This window comes from Maribacter polysiphoniae (genome assembly GCF_003148665.1).
Lineage (GTDB): Bacteria > Bacteroidota > Bacteroidia > Flavobacteriales > Flavobacteriaceae > Maribacter_A > Maribacter_A polysiphoniae.
On record NZ_QGGQ01000001.1, the window covers coordinates 946,078 to 964,306 of the forward strand.

14 protein-coding genes are annotated in these 18,229 nt (G+C 41.0%); 13 read left to right on the top strand and 1 reads right to left on the bottom strand.

Annotated features, from left to right (window positions below):
• Positions 1-5: 5 nt before the first annotated feature.
• Genes LX92_RS03930 through LX92_RS03955 form a run of 6 tightly spaced genes read left to right on the top strand, consistent with a single transcriptional unit; the run spans position 6 to position 6,511 of the window.
• Positions 6-677: a bifunctional 4-hydroxy-2-oxoglutarate aldolase/2-dehydro-3-deoxy-phosphogluconate aldolase gene (locus LX92_RS03930; protein WP_109648946.1), complete on the top strand. Its 672-nt coding sequence runs from the start codon at positions 6-8 to the stop codon at positions 675-677.
• A gap of 3 nt (positions 678-680) precedes the next feature.
• Positions 681-1,658, top strand: a complete 978-nt coding sequence (locus LX92_RS03935) for a TRAP transporter substrate-binding protein (RefSeq protein ID WP_109648947.1) — start codon at positions 681-683, stop codon at positions 1,656-1,658.
• Between the two features lies 1 nt (position 1,659).
• Positions 1,660-2,124: a TRAP transporter small permease gene (locus LX92_RS03940; protein ID WP_109648948.1), complete on the top strand. Its 465-nt coding sequence runs from the start codon at positions 1,660-1,662 to the stop codon at positions 2,122-2,124.
• Positions 2,124-3,419 carry a TRAP transporter large permease gene (locus tag LX92_RS03945; protein WP_109649069.1) on the top strand — a complete coding sequence of 432 codons (1,296 nt, stop codon included), beginning with the start codon at positions 2,124-2,126 and terminating at the stop codon, positions 3,417-3,419. Before LX92_RS03940 ends, LX92_RS03945 begins: the two co-directional genes overlap by 1 nt.
• A 25-nt stretch (positions 3,420-3,444) precedes the next feature.
• The gene (locus tag LX92_RS03950) at positions 3,445-4,887 is read left to right on the top strand and encodes a tagaturonate reductase (protein ID WP_109648949.1); all 1,443 of its coding nucleotides are present in this window, start codon (positions 3,445-3,447) and stop codon (positions 4,885-4,887) included.
• A gap of 10 nt (positions 4,888-4,897) precedes the next feature.
• Positions 4,898-6,511: a UxaA family hydrolase gene (locus LX92_RS03955; protein ID WP_109648950.1), complete on the top strand. Its 1,614-nt coding sequence runs from the start codon at positions 4,898-4,900 to the stop codon at positions 6,509-6,511.
• Here LX92_RS03955 and LX92_RS03960 read toward each other — a convergent pair.
• Positions 6,506-7,534 carry a LacI family DNA-binding transcriptional regulator gene (locus LX92_RS03960; protein ID WP_109648951.1) on the bottom strand — a complete coding sequence of 343 codons (1,029 nt, stop codon included), beginning with the start codon at positions 7,532-7,534 and terminating at the stop codon, positions 6,506-6,508. The genes LX92_RS03955 and LX92_RS03960 overlap by 6 nt on opposite strands.
• Before the next feature lie 315 nt (positions 7,535-7,849).
• Here LX92_RS03960 and LX92_RS03965 point away from each other — a divergent pair, with 315 nt between their 5' ends.
• The 7 genes from LX92_RS03965 to LX92_RS03995 all read left to right on the top strand — a co-directional run bounded on the left by LX92_RS03965 (position 7,850) and on the right by LX92_RS03995 (position 18,227).
• Entirely contained in the window at positions 7,850-9,277 is a 1,428-nt protein-coding gene (locus tag LX92_RS03965) for a glycoside hydrolase family 28 protein (protein WP_223308410.1), read from the top strand.
• An 18-nt stretch (positions 9,278-9,295) separates the two neighbouring features.
• Entirely contained in the window at positions 9,296-12,457 is a 3,162-nt protein-coding gene (locus LX92_RS03970; RefSeq protein ID WP_109648952.1) for a SusC/RagA family TonB-linked outer membrane protein, read from the top strand.
• Between the two features lie 10 nt (positions 12,458-12,467).
• Positions 12,468-14,084 carry a RagB/SusD family nutrient uptake outer membrane protein gene (locus LX92_RS03975; protein ID WP_109648953.1) on the top strand — a complete coding sequence of 539 codons (1,617 nt, stop codon included), beginning with the start codon at positions 12,468-12,470 and terminating at the stop codon, positions 14,082-14,084.
• Positions 14,085-14,284: 200 nt separating this feature from the next.
• The gene (locus tag LX92_RS03980) at positions 14,285-15,274 is read left to right on the top strand and encodes a DUF4861 family protein (RefSeq protein ID WP_109648954.1); all 990 of its coding nucleotides are present in this window, start codon (positions 14,285-14,287) and stop codon (positions 15,272-15,274) included.
• A 10-nt stretch (positions 15,275-15,284) separates the two neighbouring features.
• Positions 15,285-15,725: a cupin domain-containing protein gene (locus LX92_RS03985; protein WP_109648955.1), complete on the top strand. Its 441-nt coding sequence runs from the start codon at positions 15,285-15,287 to the stop codon at positions 15,723-15,725.
• Between the two features lie 25 nt (positions 15,726-15,750).
• Positions 15,751-16,971 (top strand): glycoside hydrolase family 88/105 protein, encoded by a 1,221-nt coding sequence (locus tag LX92_RS03990; RefSeq protein WP_223308411.1) that lies wholly within the window; start codon positions 15,751-15,753, stop codon positions 16,969-16,971.
• Between the two features lie 29 nt (positions 16,972-17,000).
• The gene (locus LX92_RS03995; protein ID WP_109648957.1) at positions 17,001-18,227 is read left to right on the top strand and encodes a glycoside hydrolase family 88/105 protein; all 1,227 of its coding nucleotides are present in this window, start codon (positions 17,001-17,003) and stop codon (positions 18,225-18,227) included.
• Positions 18,228-18,229: the final 2 nt, after the last annotated feature.

Below are 18,229 nucleotides of genomic sequence, written 5' to 3' on the forward strand. Positions count from 1 at the left end.
ACATTATGGCAAAATACTCAAGATTACATGTTGCAAAAGTGATGGAAGAAACAGGGATGATTCCCTTGTTTTACCATTCCGATATCGAATTGGGAAAAAAAGTACTCAAAGCCTGTTATGACGGGGGAGCCCGTTTAATGGAATTTACCGCAAGGGGCGATTTCGCTTTTGAGGTGTTTTCAGAATTGAATAAATATGCCCTTAAGGAATTACCAGGAATGATAATGGGGGTTGGTTCCATTACCGATGCTGGTGCGGCCAGTATGTTTATGCAAATGGGGGCCAATTTTATAGTAACCCCTTCCTTACGGGAAGATATTGCGTTGGTCTGCAATAGGAGAAAAGTACTTTGGTCTCCGGGCTGTGGATCATTGACTGAGATAAACCGTGCTGAAGAGCTTGGTTGCGAGATCATTAAACTATTTCCAGGTTCAACCTATGGTCCAGGCTTTGTAAAAGCGATAAAAGGACCACAACCTTGGACAAGTATTATGCCTACAGGAGGTGTGAGTACAGAGGAAAGCAACCTTAAAGGTTGGTTCGGTGCCGGTGTAACCTGTGTGGGCATGGGTTCACAATTGATCAGCAAGGAAATTCTTATGAATAAGGATTATGACCTTTTGAAAAAGAAAGTCGGGGAAGCTCTCGAAACGATTAAAAAGATCAGAAACAATTAGGATATGCAAATCTTTAGAAACCTTACCTTTTTATTTATAGTTCTTCTCATCCAAGGATGTGGCTCGGAAAATGCAACAAAGACTTTGCGATTAGGGCATGGTTTGGATGTTAGCCACTCCGTTCACAAAGCCATGGTGAAAATGGGTGAAGATCTAGCTCAACGTTCCGGCGGTAAATTGAAATTGGAGATCTATCCAAGTCAGCAGTTGGGAACAGAGCGTGAATGTTTGGAACTATTACAAATCGGTAGCTTGGACATGACCAAGGTTTCTGTGGGTGTATTAGAGAATTTCGCCCCTAAAATGAAAGTTTTAGGGTTGCCCTTTTTATTTAGGGACAGGAAACATTCCTTTGATGTCCTGGATGGTCCTATAGGACAATCCCTGTTGAACGAAGGTGAGAAATATTGGTTAAAAGGCTTGGGCTATTACGATGCGGGTAGCCGAAGTTTTTATACCATGAACAAACCTATTGAGACTCCCGATGATCTTAAAGGGCAAAAAATAAGGGTCATGGAAAGTGTTACGGCAGTGCGTATGGTACAGGAATTGGGAGGTTCACCAACACCCATTTCATGGGGTGAACTCTACACATCCTTACAACAAGGTGTCGTTGATGGTGCGGAAAACAATCCACCTAGTTTTTATCTTTCGAGGCATTATGAAGTCTGTAAGTATTATTCACTTGATGAACACACGGTCTTACCCGATGTATTACTCATGGGTACCTATAGATGGAACAAGCTGTCGAAGCAAGAACAACAATGGCTTACCGAATCGGTACAGGAATCGGTCAAATACCAAAGAAAACTTTGGGCAGAGGCTGAAGCTGAGGCCCTAAGGGAAGTTGAGAAAGCAGGGGTTACCATCACACACCCCGATAAAACACTTTTTGCAGAAAAGGTCTCTAGTATCTATGAAGATTACAAAGATGATAAGGACATCTACCCACTTATCCAGCAAATAAAAGAAACCAACTAATATGGCATTACGAAAACAAATTGATAAAATTCTTGGGAAAACCCTAGTGGTCATTATGGCCATTATGGTCATAAATGTACTCTGGCAGGTGTTTACAAGATATGTCACGGGCAACCCCAGTTCATTTACCGATGAATTGGCCCGATACCTAATGATATGGGTAGGTATTCTGGGAGCGGCTTATGTTGCCGGAAAGAATTTGCATGTGGCCATTGACATCCTGCCCTCAAGGGCTACTGCCAAAACACAGAAAAAGTTAAAGGTCATAGTAACCATACTGATAATCCTATTCGTGTTTTGTGCTTTTATAGTAGGAGGTTCCCGATTGGTTTATATCTCCTATATTTTGGGACAACAGTCCCCAGCACTGCAAATACCTTTGGCGGTAGTGTATGTAATTATTCCGATTAGTGGTCTTTTGATCATTTATTACAAAGTCTCGGATCTCTTAAACCTAAGGTCATGATGGAAAATATACCCGTTTTAGTATTAGTGATTAGTTTTATTTGTCTTTTGGCCATAGGTACGCCCGTTGCTTGGAGCATCGCTATCTCATCCTTATTGACCATGTTGGTAAGCATACCCGGAATACCGGCTTTTACCACAGTGTCACAACGAATGGCCACGGGACTCGATAGTTTTGCGCTGCTGGCCATACCCTTCTTTATACTTTCTGGGGAACTGATGAATAAGGGCGGTATTGCCCAACGGCTTATTGCCTTTGCAAAGACCCTAGTGGGTTCCCTACCTGGGGGACTTGCCCTGATCAATGTTATCGCTGCCATGTTAATGGGCGCTATTGCCGGGTCGGCTATGGCTTCAGCTTCGGCAATGGGTAGTATTCTTGGTCCGGAAATGGAGAAAGAAGGTTATTCCCGTGAGTTTGGTGCTGCCGTGAATATTACCTCGGCTACCACCGGATTGATAATTCCGCCAAGTAATGTTTTGATCGTGTATTCCTTGGCTAGTGGGGGCGCATCTATTGCCGCCTTGTTTTTGGCTGGATATATACCTGGGATTTTGACCGGCTTGTTCTTAATGATCGTAGCTTCTTTTTGGGCCAAAAAGAAAAAATATAAAGTAGGAAAACGGAGTAGCTTAAAAGAGGTTTTTAAAACCTTTATCGATGCCTTGCCCAGTCTTCTTATGCTCGTGGTCGTTATCGGGGGTATTGTAACCGGTATCTTTACCGCGACGGAAGCATCGGCCATAGCCGTTTTGTATAGTCTTATCCTGGGGTTTGTCTATAAGGAGATTTCTTCTGCGAAATTACCACAGATTTTATTGGACTCTGCTTCGACTACAGCCATAGTAATGCTGCTTATCGGGGCGTCTATGTGTATGTCATGGGCACTTTCATATGAGAACATTCCACAGGAAATAAGTTCTGGTTTATTGGGGTTGAGCGACAATAAGATCGTTATTCTTTTGATCATCAATTTGCTACTCTTGTTTGTGGGTGTGTTTATGGACATGACTCCGGCCGTATTGATTTTTACCCCTATATTTTTACCTGTCGTCACAAAATTAGGATTGGATCCCGTACATTTTGGAATCATAATGGTGTTGAATCTTTGTATTGGACTCTGTACACCTCCCGTCGGTTCTGTACTCTTTGTTGGTGTGGGCGTGGCGAAGACAACCATAGAAAAGGTGTTTAAACCGCTTTTACCTTTGTTCATTGCAATGATAGTGGCCCTGTTCTTGGTTACCTATTTTCCACAGTTGAGTTTGTGGCTACCAAGTTTATTCGACCTTTAATAGAAAATCATAAAAGACTTTGAACATGCAACAATTAAATAGGGCAAATATCGGTTTAACCGAAAGCCTTCCTATCAAAGTGGTTCAATTTGGTGAAGGTAATTTTTTAAGGGCCTTTGTGGATTATGCCATTCAAAGGTTGAATAAGGAAGCTGGCTTCAATGCAGGGATTGCTGTTGTACAACCTATTGATAGGGGCATGGTTTCCATGCTGAATGATCAGGACGGCCTATATACCCTTTTTTCAAAAGGAATCAAGGAGGGCCAGGAAGTTGAGGAAAAGGAACTTATTACCAATATTGTAAAAGGGATAGATCCATATGCTGATTTCCATGATTTTTTGGATTTGGCCAAAGAGGAGCAACTTCAATTTATCATATCGAATACTACGGAAGCAGGTATTGCATATGCGGCAACCGATACCCGGGATATGAGGCCACCAAGTTCATATCCAGCAAAACTTACTGTATTGCTGCATGAGCGTTACCGGCATTTTGATGGGGCACAAGACAAAGGGCTTACCATTATCCCCTGTGAATTGATCAATTATAATTCGGATACGTTAAAAAAAATCATACTTGATTATATTGGTTTATGGAAGTTAGAGGAAGGTTTTAAAAACTGGGTTTTGAATGCCTGTACCTTCCACAATACTTTGGTAGATCGTATTGTACCAGGTTATCCTCGAGATCAAATAGAAGCCTATAATGCACAATTGGATTATGGGGATAAGCTACTCGTGAGTGCTGAAACCTTCTTTTTGTGGGTGATAGAAGGGGATGATAGGCTGAAACAAAAACTGCCTTTTCATAAAACCGGCCTCGATGTCAAAATCGTAAAGGACATGCAGCCCTTCAGGACGCGTAAGGTGCGTATATTAAACGGTGCGCATACGGCAATGGTACCCATTTCAATCTTGTACGGAAACCAGACCGTAAAGGAAAGTGTTGATGAAAAATTCACGGGGCCATTCATCCAATCAGTGGTATTTGACGAAATAATACCCACCTTGGATATGGACAAGGCGGAATTGGAAGCTTTTGCAAAAGCGGTATTCGACCGTTTTCGAAATCCGTTTATTAAGCATCAGTTGGCAAGTATTGCCTTAAATTCCATTTCAAAATTTAAGGTTAGGGTTTTGCCTAGTCTTTTGGAGTTTGTGAAAAGAAAGAACAGCTTGCCCGTGCATATGGTTTTTGCCTTCGCCTGTCTGATCCGTTTTTATAAGGGGGATTTTAAGGGCAGGGAACTACCTGTCAATGATGATTCGGAAATCGTTGCTGAAATGGCTGGTATATGGCAGTCAGGAAATTATGATGCCATAGCGGAAAAAGTATTGTCTAAAACGGAATACTGGGGAGAAGACCTTACAAAGATTAAGGATTTGAGGCAGCGTATCGCAAAAGCTTTACAACTTATAGATGAAGATGGAATAAGTGAAGGGTTTATTGCATTTAAGAACATATAAATAATCATTTATGCAAAAGTTGATCAAGGTTCAGAATGAAGATAATGTAGCTGTCGCTCTTGTTGATTTAAAGCAAGGGGAGAAATTGCATTTTGAGGGTGATGAGCTTGAAATTTTGGAAGATACCAAAGCCAAGCACAAAATATCCTTGGTCGAACTACAACCTAATGATAACATCTACATGTATGGCGTACTGGTAGGTAAGGCAGTTACCCATATAGATAAGGGAGGGTTGTTGACGGTTGGGAATGTCAAACATCAAACCAACCCTGTAAAAGGAAAGGCTATCAGCGTTTCGTGGACGGCACCATCCATTGAAAAATGGAAGGATAGGACTTTTATGGGCTATCATCGGCCCGATGGGCAGGTGGGTACCGAGAATGTTTGGTTGTTCTTTCCATTGGTGTTTTGTGAAAACAGGAACATAGAGGTCCTGAAAGATATTTTTGAAAAAGAACTTTCGATAGGTAAGGTCAGTAAACAACAACAGTTGTTGCGAAACCTCATTAGCGGGAATGCCACTGATGTGCATGTAGAAGAAGGGGTGCAACAACCCCTGAGCTTAGAGAACATCAAGGTTAAGTTCATTACCCATCAAGGAGGGTGTGGGGGAATCCGTCAAGATTCGGAGACTTTGGCCAAACTTTTGGCAGGTTATGTAAAAAACCCGAATGTTGCCGGGGCAACGGTATTGAGTTTAGGGTGTCAAAACCTGCAGGTCGATATCTTCAAAAAAGCATTGTCGAATATTGATCCCAATTTGGAGAAACCCGTACTCATCTATGAACAGCAACAAATGGGTACTGTGGACCATATGATGAATACGATCATCAAGGAGTCTTTCGAGGCCATTAAAGAGGCTAATGGAATAAAACGAAGACCAGCTCCCCTTTCCAAATTGAAGATGGGATTGGAGTGTGGTGGTTCTGATGGTTTCTCGGGCATATCCGCCAATCCGGCCTTGGGGTATGCCTCCGATATTTTGGCGGCATTGGGTGGCTCACCGATACTTTCCGAGTTTCCGGAATTATGCGGGGTTGAACAGGAATTGGTAAACAGATGTGTGAATGATGCCGATGGCATTCGATTTATGCAATTGATGCATGACTATGAAAAATCGGTTGTGCAAGCAGGTTCTGGTTTTGACATGAATCCGTCTCCAGGAAATATAAAGGATGGTCTCATTACCGACGCGATGAAGTCTGCAGGGGCAGCCAAAAAAGGGGGTACCTCGCCAATTGAAGCTGTATTGGACTACGCAGAGTACGTTACCAAACCCGGTCTTAATTTATTGTGTACTCCGGGCAATGATGTGGAAAGCACCACGGGTTTAGTGGGCTCGGGGGCGAATATTGTCCTATTTACAACAGGTTTGGGCACGCCTACCGGTAATCCGATAGCCCCAGTGTTGAAAGTTTCAAGCAATACGGTATTGGCAGAACGAATGTCCGATATCATCGATATTGATACAGGGTCAGTCATACGTGGTGAAAAGTCTATTCCCGAAATGGGAGAGGAAATATTGGAGTATGTCATCAAAGTGGCAAGTGGAGAGGTGATGTCCAAAGCCGACCAATTGGGACAAGATGATTTTATCCCTTGGAAACGAGGGGTTTCCTTATGAGCTAGGATCGAGTCTAGATGAAGACTTGCGTATTTTTAGACTGGGAGCAAGGACCATTTGTTTTTCGATCTTTACATTGTTGGCACCCATCTGCTCCAAGAAAACCTTGGCAGCTGTTTTTCCCATTAATAGGGGGGATTGATCTACCGTACTTATCGTTAACTCCATAAACTGGGTAAATGGTTCATTACTGAACCCTACCACGCAGAAGTCTTTTGGAATCTGCAAACCGATACCTTTCAGATATTGTATGGCTCCCAAAGCCCCGGGATCACTTGCCGAGAATATGGCATCAGGGGGAGTGGGAAGTTCCATTAATTTTTTGGCAGCATCCTTTCCTGCCTCGATATCACTTTCTAGGGTAACTATATAGTTTTCATCAAAGGCAATATTATTATCCTTCAAGGCTTGTTTATACCCATGAAATCTATTTTCATATATTTCGAGGTAGCGATCAACGGTAAAATGGGCAATTTTTGTACAACCTTGATCGATAAGATGTTGGGTGGCCTGATAAGCACCTTCATAATCATCGAGAGTAACCGAATTAGCCCCCCTTACATTTAATTTACGGTCAAAGAATATAAGAGGTACGTTTTTTCTCAAAATCTGATTGTAATGTTCCGTACCCTTGGTTTGCCTTGAAGCGGAAATAAGGATACCATCAACTTGGGCGTTCAGCAGGTTTTGCAAAACATCAGCTTCCTTTTTTGCATCCTCATGGGTTTGACAGATTATAACATTATACCCCATAGGGTTCAGCTCTTCCTCTATACCGTGGATGACATTGGAGAAAAAAGACCTATTTATGTAGGGTACCACTACCCCAACATTCTTGCTTTTCCCGCTCTTTAAGGCCATAGCCAATCTATTGGGCTTGTAGTTTAATTCCGCTGCGGTCTCCAATACCATTTTCTTGGTGTCCGCACTTATCCTAGGATTGTTGTTTAGGGCTCTCGACACCGTTGCAGCAGTGATGTTCAGTGCTTTTGCGATATCATATATCGTCGTTTTTTTACTCATTTGATTTTTTGTCAAAGAAAGACATGATCCTGTTAAAATATAACATCAGTGTGTTATCGATTACAATATAAGTATTTGAGAGATAAAAGTACTGTTTTTAAGGAATAAATAGTAATGAACAATGGGTTGTATTTTATTGCTTTCAATTTATAATCGCTAAATAGGGAATTTGAGAGCATCAATTTTATTAAAATCGCATTTTTTTCTCTAAAAATTTTGTTAAATGGTATAATATTTCTTAGTATTGTGCAATCGATTGCACGTTGTATTGCAATTATGACCATAAATAGTATGTTGTTTAATACGTTTTATAAGATGCATAGGATTAAGGGTTTGGCCTTGTTAGGGGCTATTTTGTTATTTGCCTCATGTAAACAAAAAGAAAGTCAAGCATTTGACCCATGGAAGCAAATGACCCAGATAGTCGATTCCATAACACTACCGACTTTTAGGGCGGATACCCTCAATATTCTTGATTTTGGTGCTGTTGCGGATGGGGTATTTGATAATACCGATGTTTTCAGGAAGGTCATGGATACTTGTTCGAAAGCTGGTGGTGGTACGGTATTGGTCCCAAAAGGAAGGTTTTTGACCGGACCCATACATTTAGAGAATAATGTCAATCTCCACTTGGAAGAAGGGTCGGAAATAATGTTCAGTAAAAATCTGGATGATTATTACCCACTTGTGCACACGTCCTATGAAGGTACTGAATTAATGAATTTCTCACCCTTGATCTACGCTTACAAAAAGAAAAATATTGCTGTTACCGGAAAAGGGGTGTTGAATGGCCGGGCGGGTAATGATTTTTGGTGGCCTTGGTGCGGAAAGGATAGTTATGGTTGGCAAGAAGGAGCCCCAAAACAACATTCTTCCCTTAAAAAACTTAAGGAGGAAATGTCTGAGGTTGACGTTCCTGTAAATCAGAGGATATTTGGAAAAGGGGAATTTTTGAGACCAACATTCATTGAACCATTTTCCTGCGAGAATGTACTTATACAAGGGGTGAAGATCATAAACGCACCTTTTTGGGTTATCCATCCTATCAAATCAGTCAACGTGACTGTTGACGGTGTTGTTGTTGAGAGTCATGGTCCAAACAACGATGGCTGTGATCCGGAATACTCAAAAAATGTTTTGATAAAGAATGCCGTATTCAATACGGGTGATGATTGTATTGCCATAAAATCGGGTAGAAATGAAGATGGTCGACGAGTAGGTATAAAAAGTGAAAACATCGTAGTGCAGAATTGCAAAATGATCGATGGGCATGGAGGGGTCGTAATTGGAAGCGAGGTTTCTGCTGGGGTACGGAATGTGTTTGTTGAAAATTGTACCATGGACAGTCCCAATCTGGAACGGGCTATCCGTATAAAAACAAACTCCAAAAGAGGGGGTGTCATTGAAAATGTCTATGTACGGAACTTAAAGGTAGGGCAGGTTAGGGAAGCTGTGCTTAAGATCAATCTTTTTTATGGTATCTACGGAATCCAAAAAGGGGATTTTATTCCCGAGGTTAGAAATATCCATTTGGAAAATGTCCAGGTAAAGAATGGTGGGAAATATGGCATTCTGGCTAAAGGATATGCGCAATTACCTATTACGGACATTACTTTAAAGGATGTCTTGATCGAAAAGGTAGATGCAGCCTATTCCCTTGAAAACGTAACGAACTTAAACTTTATTAATACAAGAATCAATGGAAAAATAATGCAAACTAAGAGTAACTCACTTGAACATTAACTTAACTAATTAACAATTATGAAAATTAACTTACCAAAAGGGAAATCCTTTACATGGGTTTCAACAAGTGTCCTTTTCCTTTTTCTGCTGGTCGCAGGGAATGTAAAGGCACAACAGGGAAAAACGGTTAGCGGTTTAATCACCGAAGATGGGACACAAGGCCCACTTCCTGGGGTTAACATCGTGGAAAAGGGTACTACAAATGGTACCCAAACAGATTTTGATGGTAACTACGCAATTACCTTAACTACGGATAATGCTGTTTTGGTATTGAGTTATCTCGGGTATTCCACGCAAGAAATCAGTGTTGGTGGAAGAACCGAATTGAATGCAACCTTACAAGAAGACACCCAAGCCCTTGAAGAGGTAGTGGTGGTAGGTTACGGTACGCAGAAAAAGTCAGACCTTACGGGTGCGATTACTTCTGTAGGTACCGAAGCGCTGAACGAGCGAAATATGACAAGTCCTTTGGAAGCGATCCAAGGTAATGTGGCCGGGGTTCAAATATCATCCTCTACGGGTCGTATCGGTGATGGTTTTGATATAGTGATCAGAGGTAAGAATTCGACAACGGGCGATTCAGAACCCTTATACGTCGTTGATGGCGTACCAACGGACGGTATCGACTTTTTAAATCCCCAGGATATAGCGCAGATCGATATTTTGAAAGATGCATCCTCTACGGCTATTTACGGTTCAAGGGGAACAAATGGTGTCGTTATAGTAACGACAAAAAGTGGTACTTCGGCAAAAGGAGGGATTAATATTTCCTTTGATTCCTATTTGGGGGTTAAGGAAACGGCCCGGTTACCAAAAATGATGGGTGGTGATAAATGGTGGTATTACCATCAATCGGCTTATTTGGCCACAACAGCAACCGATCCCATGACCATTTCACCGGAACTATTGCAGGAAAAGGTCGTTGGCACTGCCAATTCGGTCTTAAAACAACGCGCAGACAATGGTGAGGTATTTGACTGGTACGATGCGGTTTTGAAAACAGGGATTCAGCAAAACAACTATTTGAATATTTCAGGACGGGCTGATAACGGACTTTCCTATAATATAGGTTTTGGACTTCAAAATGAAACAGGAAACGTTGACAATGAGGAGTTGGATAAGTATACCTTTAAAATAGGGGTAAATCATCGAATCAGTGATAAATTTTCCACTGGAATCAATTTAACAATGGCGCATACCATCCAAAATGATGGTAGTGATGTTGCCATGCGTGAAGCATTTAGATTAAATCCATTCTTAACACCTTATGCCATTGATGACAATGGTAATGAAACCGATGAACTTTTCCCACAACCCGGTAAATTGGTGTATCCTACCAGTGGGGATTATGCAGTCAATAAAACAAGTACCTATAACCCCTTATTGGAAATTAAGAACTCAACTGATGAATATAGAAGGTGGAACGGTATCGGTAACGTGTTTTTCCAATACAGTCCTTTGGAATGGTTGAGCTTTAAAACTACGTATTCAGCAGGATTGAATACAGAACGTAGGGGTAGGGCATGGGGTGCCATGACCAATACAGGTATAGGCAATGATAATTTGCCATCTTCCGAATTGACAAAAGAAGAGAGTTTCAATTATAGCTGGGATAATCAATTCAATATTGATTATACATTCAATGAAAAACACAATGTTAAGCTTTTGGGACTTCAGAGTTTATATTCCGATCGCTACGAAAGCTCATTTTCAAGTTCTAGAAACCAACCCTTTGAAACCGGTTTTTATAATCTTGGTTCGGGTGAACAGGGCACGTTCAACCTCAATTCCAATTTTGTGAAACAAACGTTGAGTTCTTATGCTGTTAGGTTGAACTATTCCTTTGATAATAGATATTTGGTGACCCTATCCAATAGATGGGATGGATCGTCCTTGCTTTCCGAGAGTAAGAGATGGGACTCTTTTCCATCGGCCGCTGTAGCCTGGAGGATTAGTGAGGAATCATTTATGCAGGAACAAGGGACTATTTCCAATTTAAAGTTAAGGGCTAGTTTTGGTTATACGGGTAATAACAACATTGATGCCTACAAAACAAAGAATATCTTGGACCAATCCACTTATTATGATTTTGGAGGGACTGCTGCAAATGGATTTTTGGCCTCTTCATTAGCCAATCCTTATTTAGGTTGGGAGCGAACAAGGGAATTGAATGTTGGTGTTGATTTTGGTTTCTTGAAAAACAGGATTTCCGGTAGTGTGGATATTTATGACAGGCTGTCTGAAGATTTATTGGAAGACCTGGCGTTGCCTTTGGAATCTGGATATCCTGTGATTACTGCGAATACAGGGTCGGTAAGTAATAAAGGGGTGGAAGTCGCCCTTAGGACACTCAATATAGATACTGAGAAAATTTCTTGGGAAACATCATTTACGTTCACCAAGAATACCAATACATTGGAATCCTTTCAGGGCCAAGATGAATCAGGTTTGGTTTTCGCAACGGACGAATCAAGGGTTTGGAGAATCATTGGGGAGTCATTGGATGCTCAGTATAATTATAAATTCGATGGTATTTGGCAGGCCGATGAAGTCGCCCAGGCCGAGTCTTATGGCCAAGGCGAAGGTCAAGCGAAAGTCGTTGATTTCAATGGGGACGGTGTAATTAGTCCCGGTGAAGGAAAATTAGGCATAGAAAATGACCGCGTGGTTTTAGGTTCATCTGATCCCACATGGTCAGGTAGTGTCTTTACTAGATTGCGTGTAGGTAATTTTGATATTTCGGCTTCCGCAATAACCAACCAAGGTGTTTTTGTCTATAGTCAATTCCACCAAAATTTTACCGATGTCCGCGACAGGGGGCGTCAAAAATTAGACATAGCTGATTGGTACATTCCTGCAAATGGTGCAAATATTCCAGCACAGTTTTCAAACAGTTATCCGCAAGCGAGGAACGCAGGCCAGTACTGGAGGAATGATCAAGTCGGGTACTATAGGGATGCCTCTTTTGTTAAGGTCAAGAATATTGCACTAGGCTATAATTTTGAAAAGAACACCTTGGATAGATTGGGTTTAAAATCGCTCAGGATTTATGCTAATGTTCTAAATCCATTTGTATTTACCGATTATGATGGCTACGATCCAGAATGGGCGTCTGCAGGTTATGATGTAGGTAGGGTGAGTTCCATTACGTACCAATTAGGGCTAAGTGTAAAACTTTAAAAAAAAAACGATGAAAAAAATAATAACCATTTTAGGATTTTTAGGATTGATCCTTACCTCTTGTAGCGATTATCTGGAAGAGGAAAACCTAGCGAATGCAACTGCGGAGTCATTCTATTTGACAGAATCGGGCTTTGAGAGTTTGGTCAATGCCAATTATGCCCAATTAAGGGAAATTTATGGGGAGGAAGCTTATATGTTTTGTTCCGGTACGGATCTCTATGCGCCAGGTAGGACCGAAGAACCACCAGGGTTAAGTCAATATACCCAATTGAACCCTTCATCCGAAGGTGTCGACCATATTTACAATACGGCATATAAGGCCATTCAAACGGCCAATACGGCTTTGTATTATTCAGGGGAAACTGAGCAGACCGCAAATTTGGAGGCCCGTATAGGTGAAATTAAATACTTAAGGGCCAATGCGTATTTCTTATTGGTACAGACTTATGGCGGAGTGGGTATTGTCACGGATTTTATAGATAGTCCTGTATTGGAATTTGATAGAAATTCGGCAGAAGAAGTTTATGATTTGATTATTACCGATTTGATCGATGCCTTGGGAACGGTTTCCACGGGAGGTTTTACGGGAAGGGTAAACCAAAGGGCAGTTCAGCATTTATTGGCTAAAGTATACTTGACAAGAGGTTATGAGTCTTTTGGTTCAGATGCGGATTTCACAACGGCTGCCGGTTATGCGGATGACGCTATAGGGGGACAAGCATTGAACTTGACCTTCGAGGAACTTTGGGCACCAAAGAATGACAAAAATGAAGAGGTGATATTCTCCGTACAGTATGATGGATCATCCATTAGTACAGATCCCACAGTATTGGGTAACCGACAGGCTTCTTATTTTGGACCTTATTTAGGAGGGTCCGAGGTGGCTGGTGATGCACCCTATAGAACGTATAACCTTTGTCCAACTGATTTTGCATTGAGTTTGTATACTCAGGATGATACCCGTTGGGAAGCCACATTCATGAATGAGGTGTTTGGTAGATATTTCGACTATTACGATGAAGGACCAGACAGCGGTTTGCCCATTAGCGATTTTTATGAACCACAATGGTTTACACCAGCAGACAGCTTGGCTTACGTTACCACCCAAGCTTTAACTGCAGATTTCGAATACCACTCCTATGGTACGCATTCCGCACAAGTGGTAAGTTTGGATTATGAAACTATCCCCGTAAAGAAATTTGATGATCCAGAAGCACAATTCGGCGAAGAAACAAGTACTCGTGATATTATCCTCTCAAGACTTGGGGATACTTATTTAATTGCTGCTGAGGCTTATTTGCAAGCCGCAGATCCAGCGACCGCGTTGAGCAGGCTCAATGTTGTCAGGGAACGTGCTGGGGTAGCTCCGGCAGAAATCGGTGATTTGGATATTGATTATATATTGGATGAAAGGGCTCGCGAACTTTTAGGGGAATACCACAGATGGTTTGATTTAAAACGAACTGGAAAATTGGTTGAAAGAGCTTCGCTCCACCATTATCTGATACAGGAAGCCAATTTTGTTGGTGCAGGAGGGGAACTTAAGATTTTAAGGCCAATTCCACAAAAGGCATTGGATTTAAATTTAAATAAAGATTATCCTCAAAATCCCGCTTACAACTAGAATTGTTTGTTTTGACTTTCTAATGAGGATAACAAATAGAATTATCGTTTGAGTTAGTTTAATTTAGGGATTTGGTGAAAGTGATTTTATCAAATCCCTTCTTTACCTTAGACAGAACCACACCGTAAAGGCTTATTCTATTTGTCAATTTCGGATTCATGGTACAGATGTGACCGAGTTTAAAAAATAAAATCAATAGCATGAAAAAAACAGTACTTCTTTTAATTTTATGTTTAGCGACATTTTTTGCTTGTAAAGAGGGGACTACAAACAAGATAAATACAGAGGAAACTACCCAAGATCAAAAGGCTCCGAAAACCTATGCGGAGATATCCATTAAAGAGGGAGGTCATTGGGAAGGAAAAAAATATGTTGGTGAAGCTTTTACTTTTAAAAATGTTGAATACCTGAAAGCTCCGGACAGTCTTACAGATCATTCGTATTATGTTCGTTATGAAGGTCCTGGTTGGGAAAGTAACAAAGTTGGGTACCGTTTGTACTTGGATTGGAGAAATGCCATTGATATTTTTGGAAAGAAAGTCGATACCATGGTGCTCTCCAAAGTAGGTTTGGATAATTATGACTCTTATCATGAGGATAGTGAATGGGGTCAAGATATCCTTAAGGCCGGTAAATCCTTAGGTATAGGGTCGTACGGACTTTTTGATGGGAATAAGAATGTTGCCCATTTCAAAAAGGTCGATTCCACGACAGCTAGGATAATGAATACGAAAGAAGGGTCGGGTGTTGTTGTCAATTATTACGGATGGACCGTTATGGATAACACTATGGATCTACAGGCGGATCTGTTCATCGAGCCTGATTCACGTATGACGAAGGCTACCTTAACGCCCTCAAAAAGTATCCCCGGTCTTAGTACCGGTCTCGTAAAATTTGAAGGTATCGACCTTGTCAAAAAGGAAAGTGAAAATGGGGAATGGGCTTATATAGCTACATACGGGGAGCAGACCTTGGTTCCCGATCGCTTGGGCATGGCCCTATTTTATAAGGTAGACGATGTTGAAAAAATATCCGATTCCGAATTTGACCATTTGGTGGTTTTTAACCCTACTACCAAGCCCATTACCTATTATTTTGCCGCTGCATGGGAAAAGGAAAAGGAAGGTTTGAAAAATAAGGCCGATTTCTTTGCTTATCTAGATGAATCGTTGACTTCACTAAGCCAATAAAATATTTATTATGCGTACTAAACACTTTTTTATTAGAATTAACCATTCTTTTACTTGCTTCATTTTTGTGTTCCTTTTGGTACAAACCTTAGTAGCCCAAGAAAAAGTGTTCACTATTGAAAATTGTGTGAACACTTTTGATTTGGACAAAAAACATACGACTGAGGTCGGTTACCAATATTGGTTTGCCGATAAGGATTTTTTGGATGGTAGAACGCTGAAGATGAGTGTTGTGGAACCAAATAAGGCAACACATGCGCCACACAAACACGTAGAGGATGAGTTTTTTTTCATTCTGGAAGGATCTGCGGAGTTTTATCTAGATGGAAAAACAGTTACCGTTCCACCGTATACGAGCCTATACTGTCCTTCGAATATAATGCATGGGATACGTAATGTTGGTGATACGCAATTAAAGTATTTGGTCATTAAAAAATATCCTAGCAATTAAGATGAATGCTTTTAGCCATAAGTTTATGAAGGTTGGATTTGAAATCGTCGGATTTGTTGTGTTCTTACTGCTGTCTTTTGGTTGCAAGCAATCAGTTAAGACGCCCAATGCGCAGGAACCATTGAATCCCATGGTCATTTCGGATAGTTTGCCGTGGTCAGAACGAATGGCACTTTCGGTAATAAAACGTCATCCAGAGGCATGGCAGACAGAAAATGATTCGGTCGTAAAATGGAATTATAAGATAGGATTACTGTGTACCTCATTCGAGGAGCTCTTCAAGAAAACCAGAAATATAAAATACAGTGATTATGTGGAGGCGTATTCTAAAAAAGTCATAGATAGTTCTGGTCAAATCCTGAATTACCGGATGGACGCTTATAATATTGATATGATCAATTCGGGTAAAATACTTTTTTTCCTTTATGATAAAACCAATGACAAGCGTTACTTAAATGCTTTAAGAACCCTTCGATTACAATTAAAGGGACATCCTCGGACAAAATCTGGTGGATTTTGGCACAAAAAGATATATCCCAATCAAATGTGGTTGGATGGCCTGTATATGGGTGCCCCATTTTACGCAGCTTATAACGTGCGTTTTGAGAAAGCCGATAAAATCGATGACATCATCAAACAATTCAGGTTGGTGTACCAAAATACCTTTGACGAAGAAACCGGTTTGCTTTACCACGCGTGGGACGAAAGTAAACAAATGGAATGGGCGGATAAACTGACCGGTAAATCCCCTGGATTTTGGTCAAGATCAATGGGATGGTATATGATGGCCATGGTAGATGTGCTTGATTATATTCCTGATGGACATCCAGGACGTGATGAGATTATAGGCTATCTCAATAAGTTATCGGAGGCCTTGGCCAAGCATCAGCATGAAACGGGTCTTTGGTATCAAGTTACCGACCTGCCAAATAAGGAAGGTAATTATTTGGAGGCTTCGGCCTCATGTATGTTCGTCTATGCATTTGCCAAAGGGCATACAAAGGGATATCTCCCTGAAAAATATTATTCATTGGCCCAGAAAGCATTTAATGGTATTGTTAATGCATTGATAAAAATAGACGAAGATGGTGAAATACATATAACCCAAATATGCGGTAGTGCCGGCTTGGGAGGAATTCCATATCGTGATGGCTCTTTTGAATATTACGTCGGTGAGAAGATAAAGACCGATAATCTACATGGTACCGGTCCTTTTATTTTAGCGGCACTCTCACTGGATCAATAACATTTTTGATAATAAAAAAACAAGACTAAATGAACAAAATTTATCTTCCAATCGTTATCCTTCTCTTCTTCTTTTGCAACTGCAAGGAAGCTTCAAAAGGAAAGAATGCAGCAAACACATCCGTGGAAATGTCGGTCCCGACCAATCTAAAATGGTCAGAACGTATGGCTCTTTCCGAAATCCATCGTTTCCCAGATCCAACCCTGCTCGATTTCCAAGAGAAGTCAAGATGGAGTTATACCAACGGTTTGGTCCTACAGGCCATGTCAAGGGTATATACACAGACAAAGAACGAGAAATTATATGACTACATTTATGATTACGGGAATCGTATGATCAATAGCGATGGTAGTATAAAAACTTATAAATCAAGTAATTATAATTTGGATATGATCAAGTCCGGGGATGTCACTTTCTACTTGTATCAAAAAACCAAGGAACCGAGATTTAAAGCGGCTATGGATACCCTACATCGTCAGTTAGAGGGTCAGCCAACGACTTCGGAGGGTGGTTATTGGCATAAAAAACGCTATCCTTATCAAATGTGGCTGGATGGTGTTTTTATGGCAGAACCGTTTCATGCGAAATATGCGATGGAGTTTATGGATGGCGTGGAAGCCGAAAAAGTTTTGGATAAAATAGTATTGCAGTTCGATCTTATTGAGAAACACAATAAAGATCCCAAAACGGGACTATATTACCACGGATGGGATGAAAGTAAAGCGCAGAGATGGGCAGATAAGGAAACCGGACTTTCAGAAAATTTTTGGTCACGGGGTATGGGTTGGTACGGTATGGCACTGGTGGATGTCTTGGATTATCTTCCTAAGAACCATTCGGGCCGGGACCGTATTATTGGGTATTTAAATGGGTATGTTGAGGCCATTGTAAAGTATCAGGATAAGACAGGTGCTTGGTATCAAGTACTTAATCTGCCGGAAAAAGAAGGAAATTATCTAGAGGCAACGGGTACATCAATGTTTACTTATACCTTAGCAAAAGGGGTCAATAATGGGTATATTCCCAAAGAATATCTCGATTATGCCAAGAAGGGTTTTGAGGGTATTATAGAGCAGTTTGTGACCATTGAGGACAATGGGGTCATTAACCTGAATAAATGTTGTGGTGTGGCCGGCTTGGGAGGTGACCCGTATAGGGACGGTAGCTTTGACTACTATATTAATGAGATCATTCGGTCGAACGACCCCAAGGGTACCGGACCATTTATTTTCGCAGCATTGGAACTTGATAAATAAAA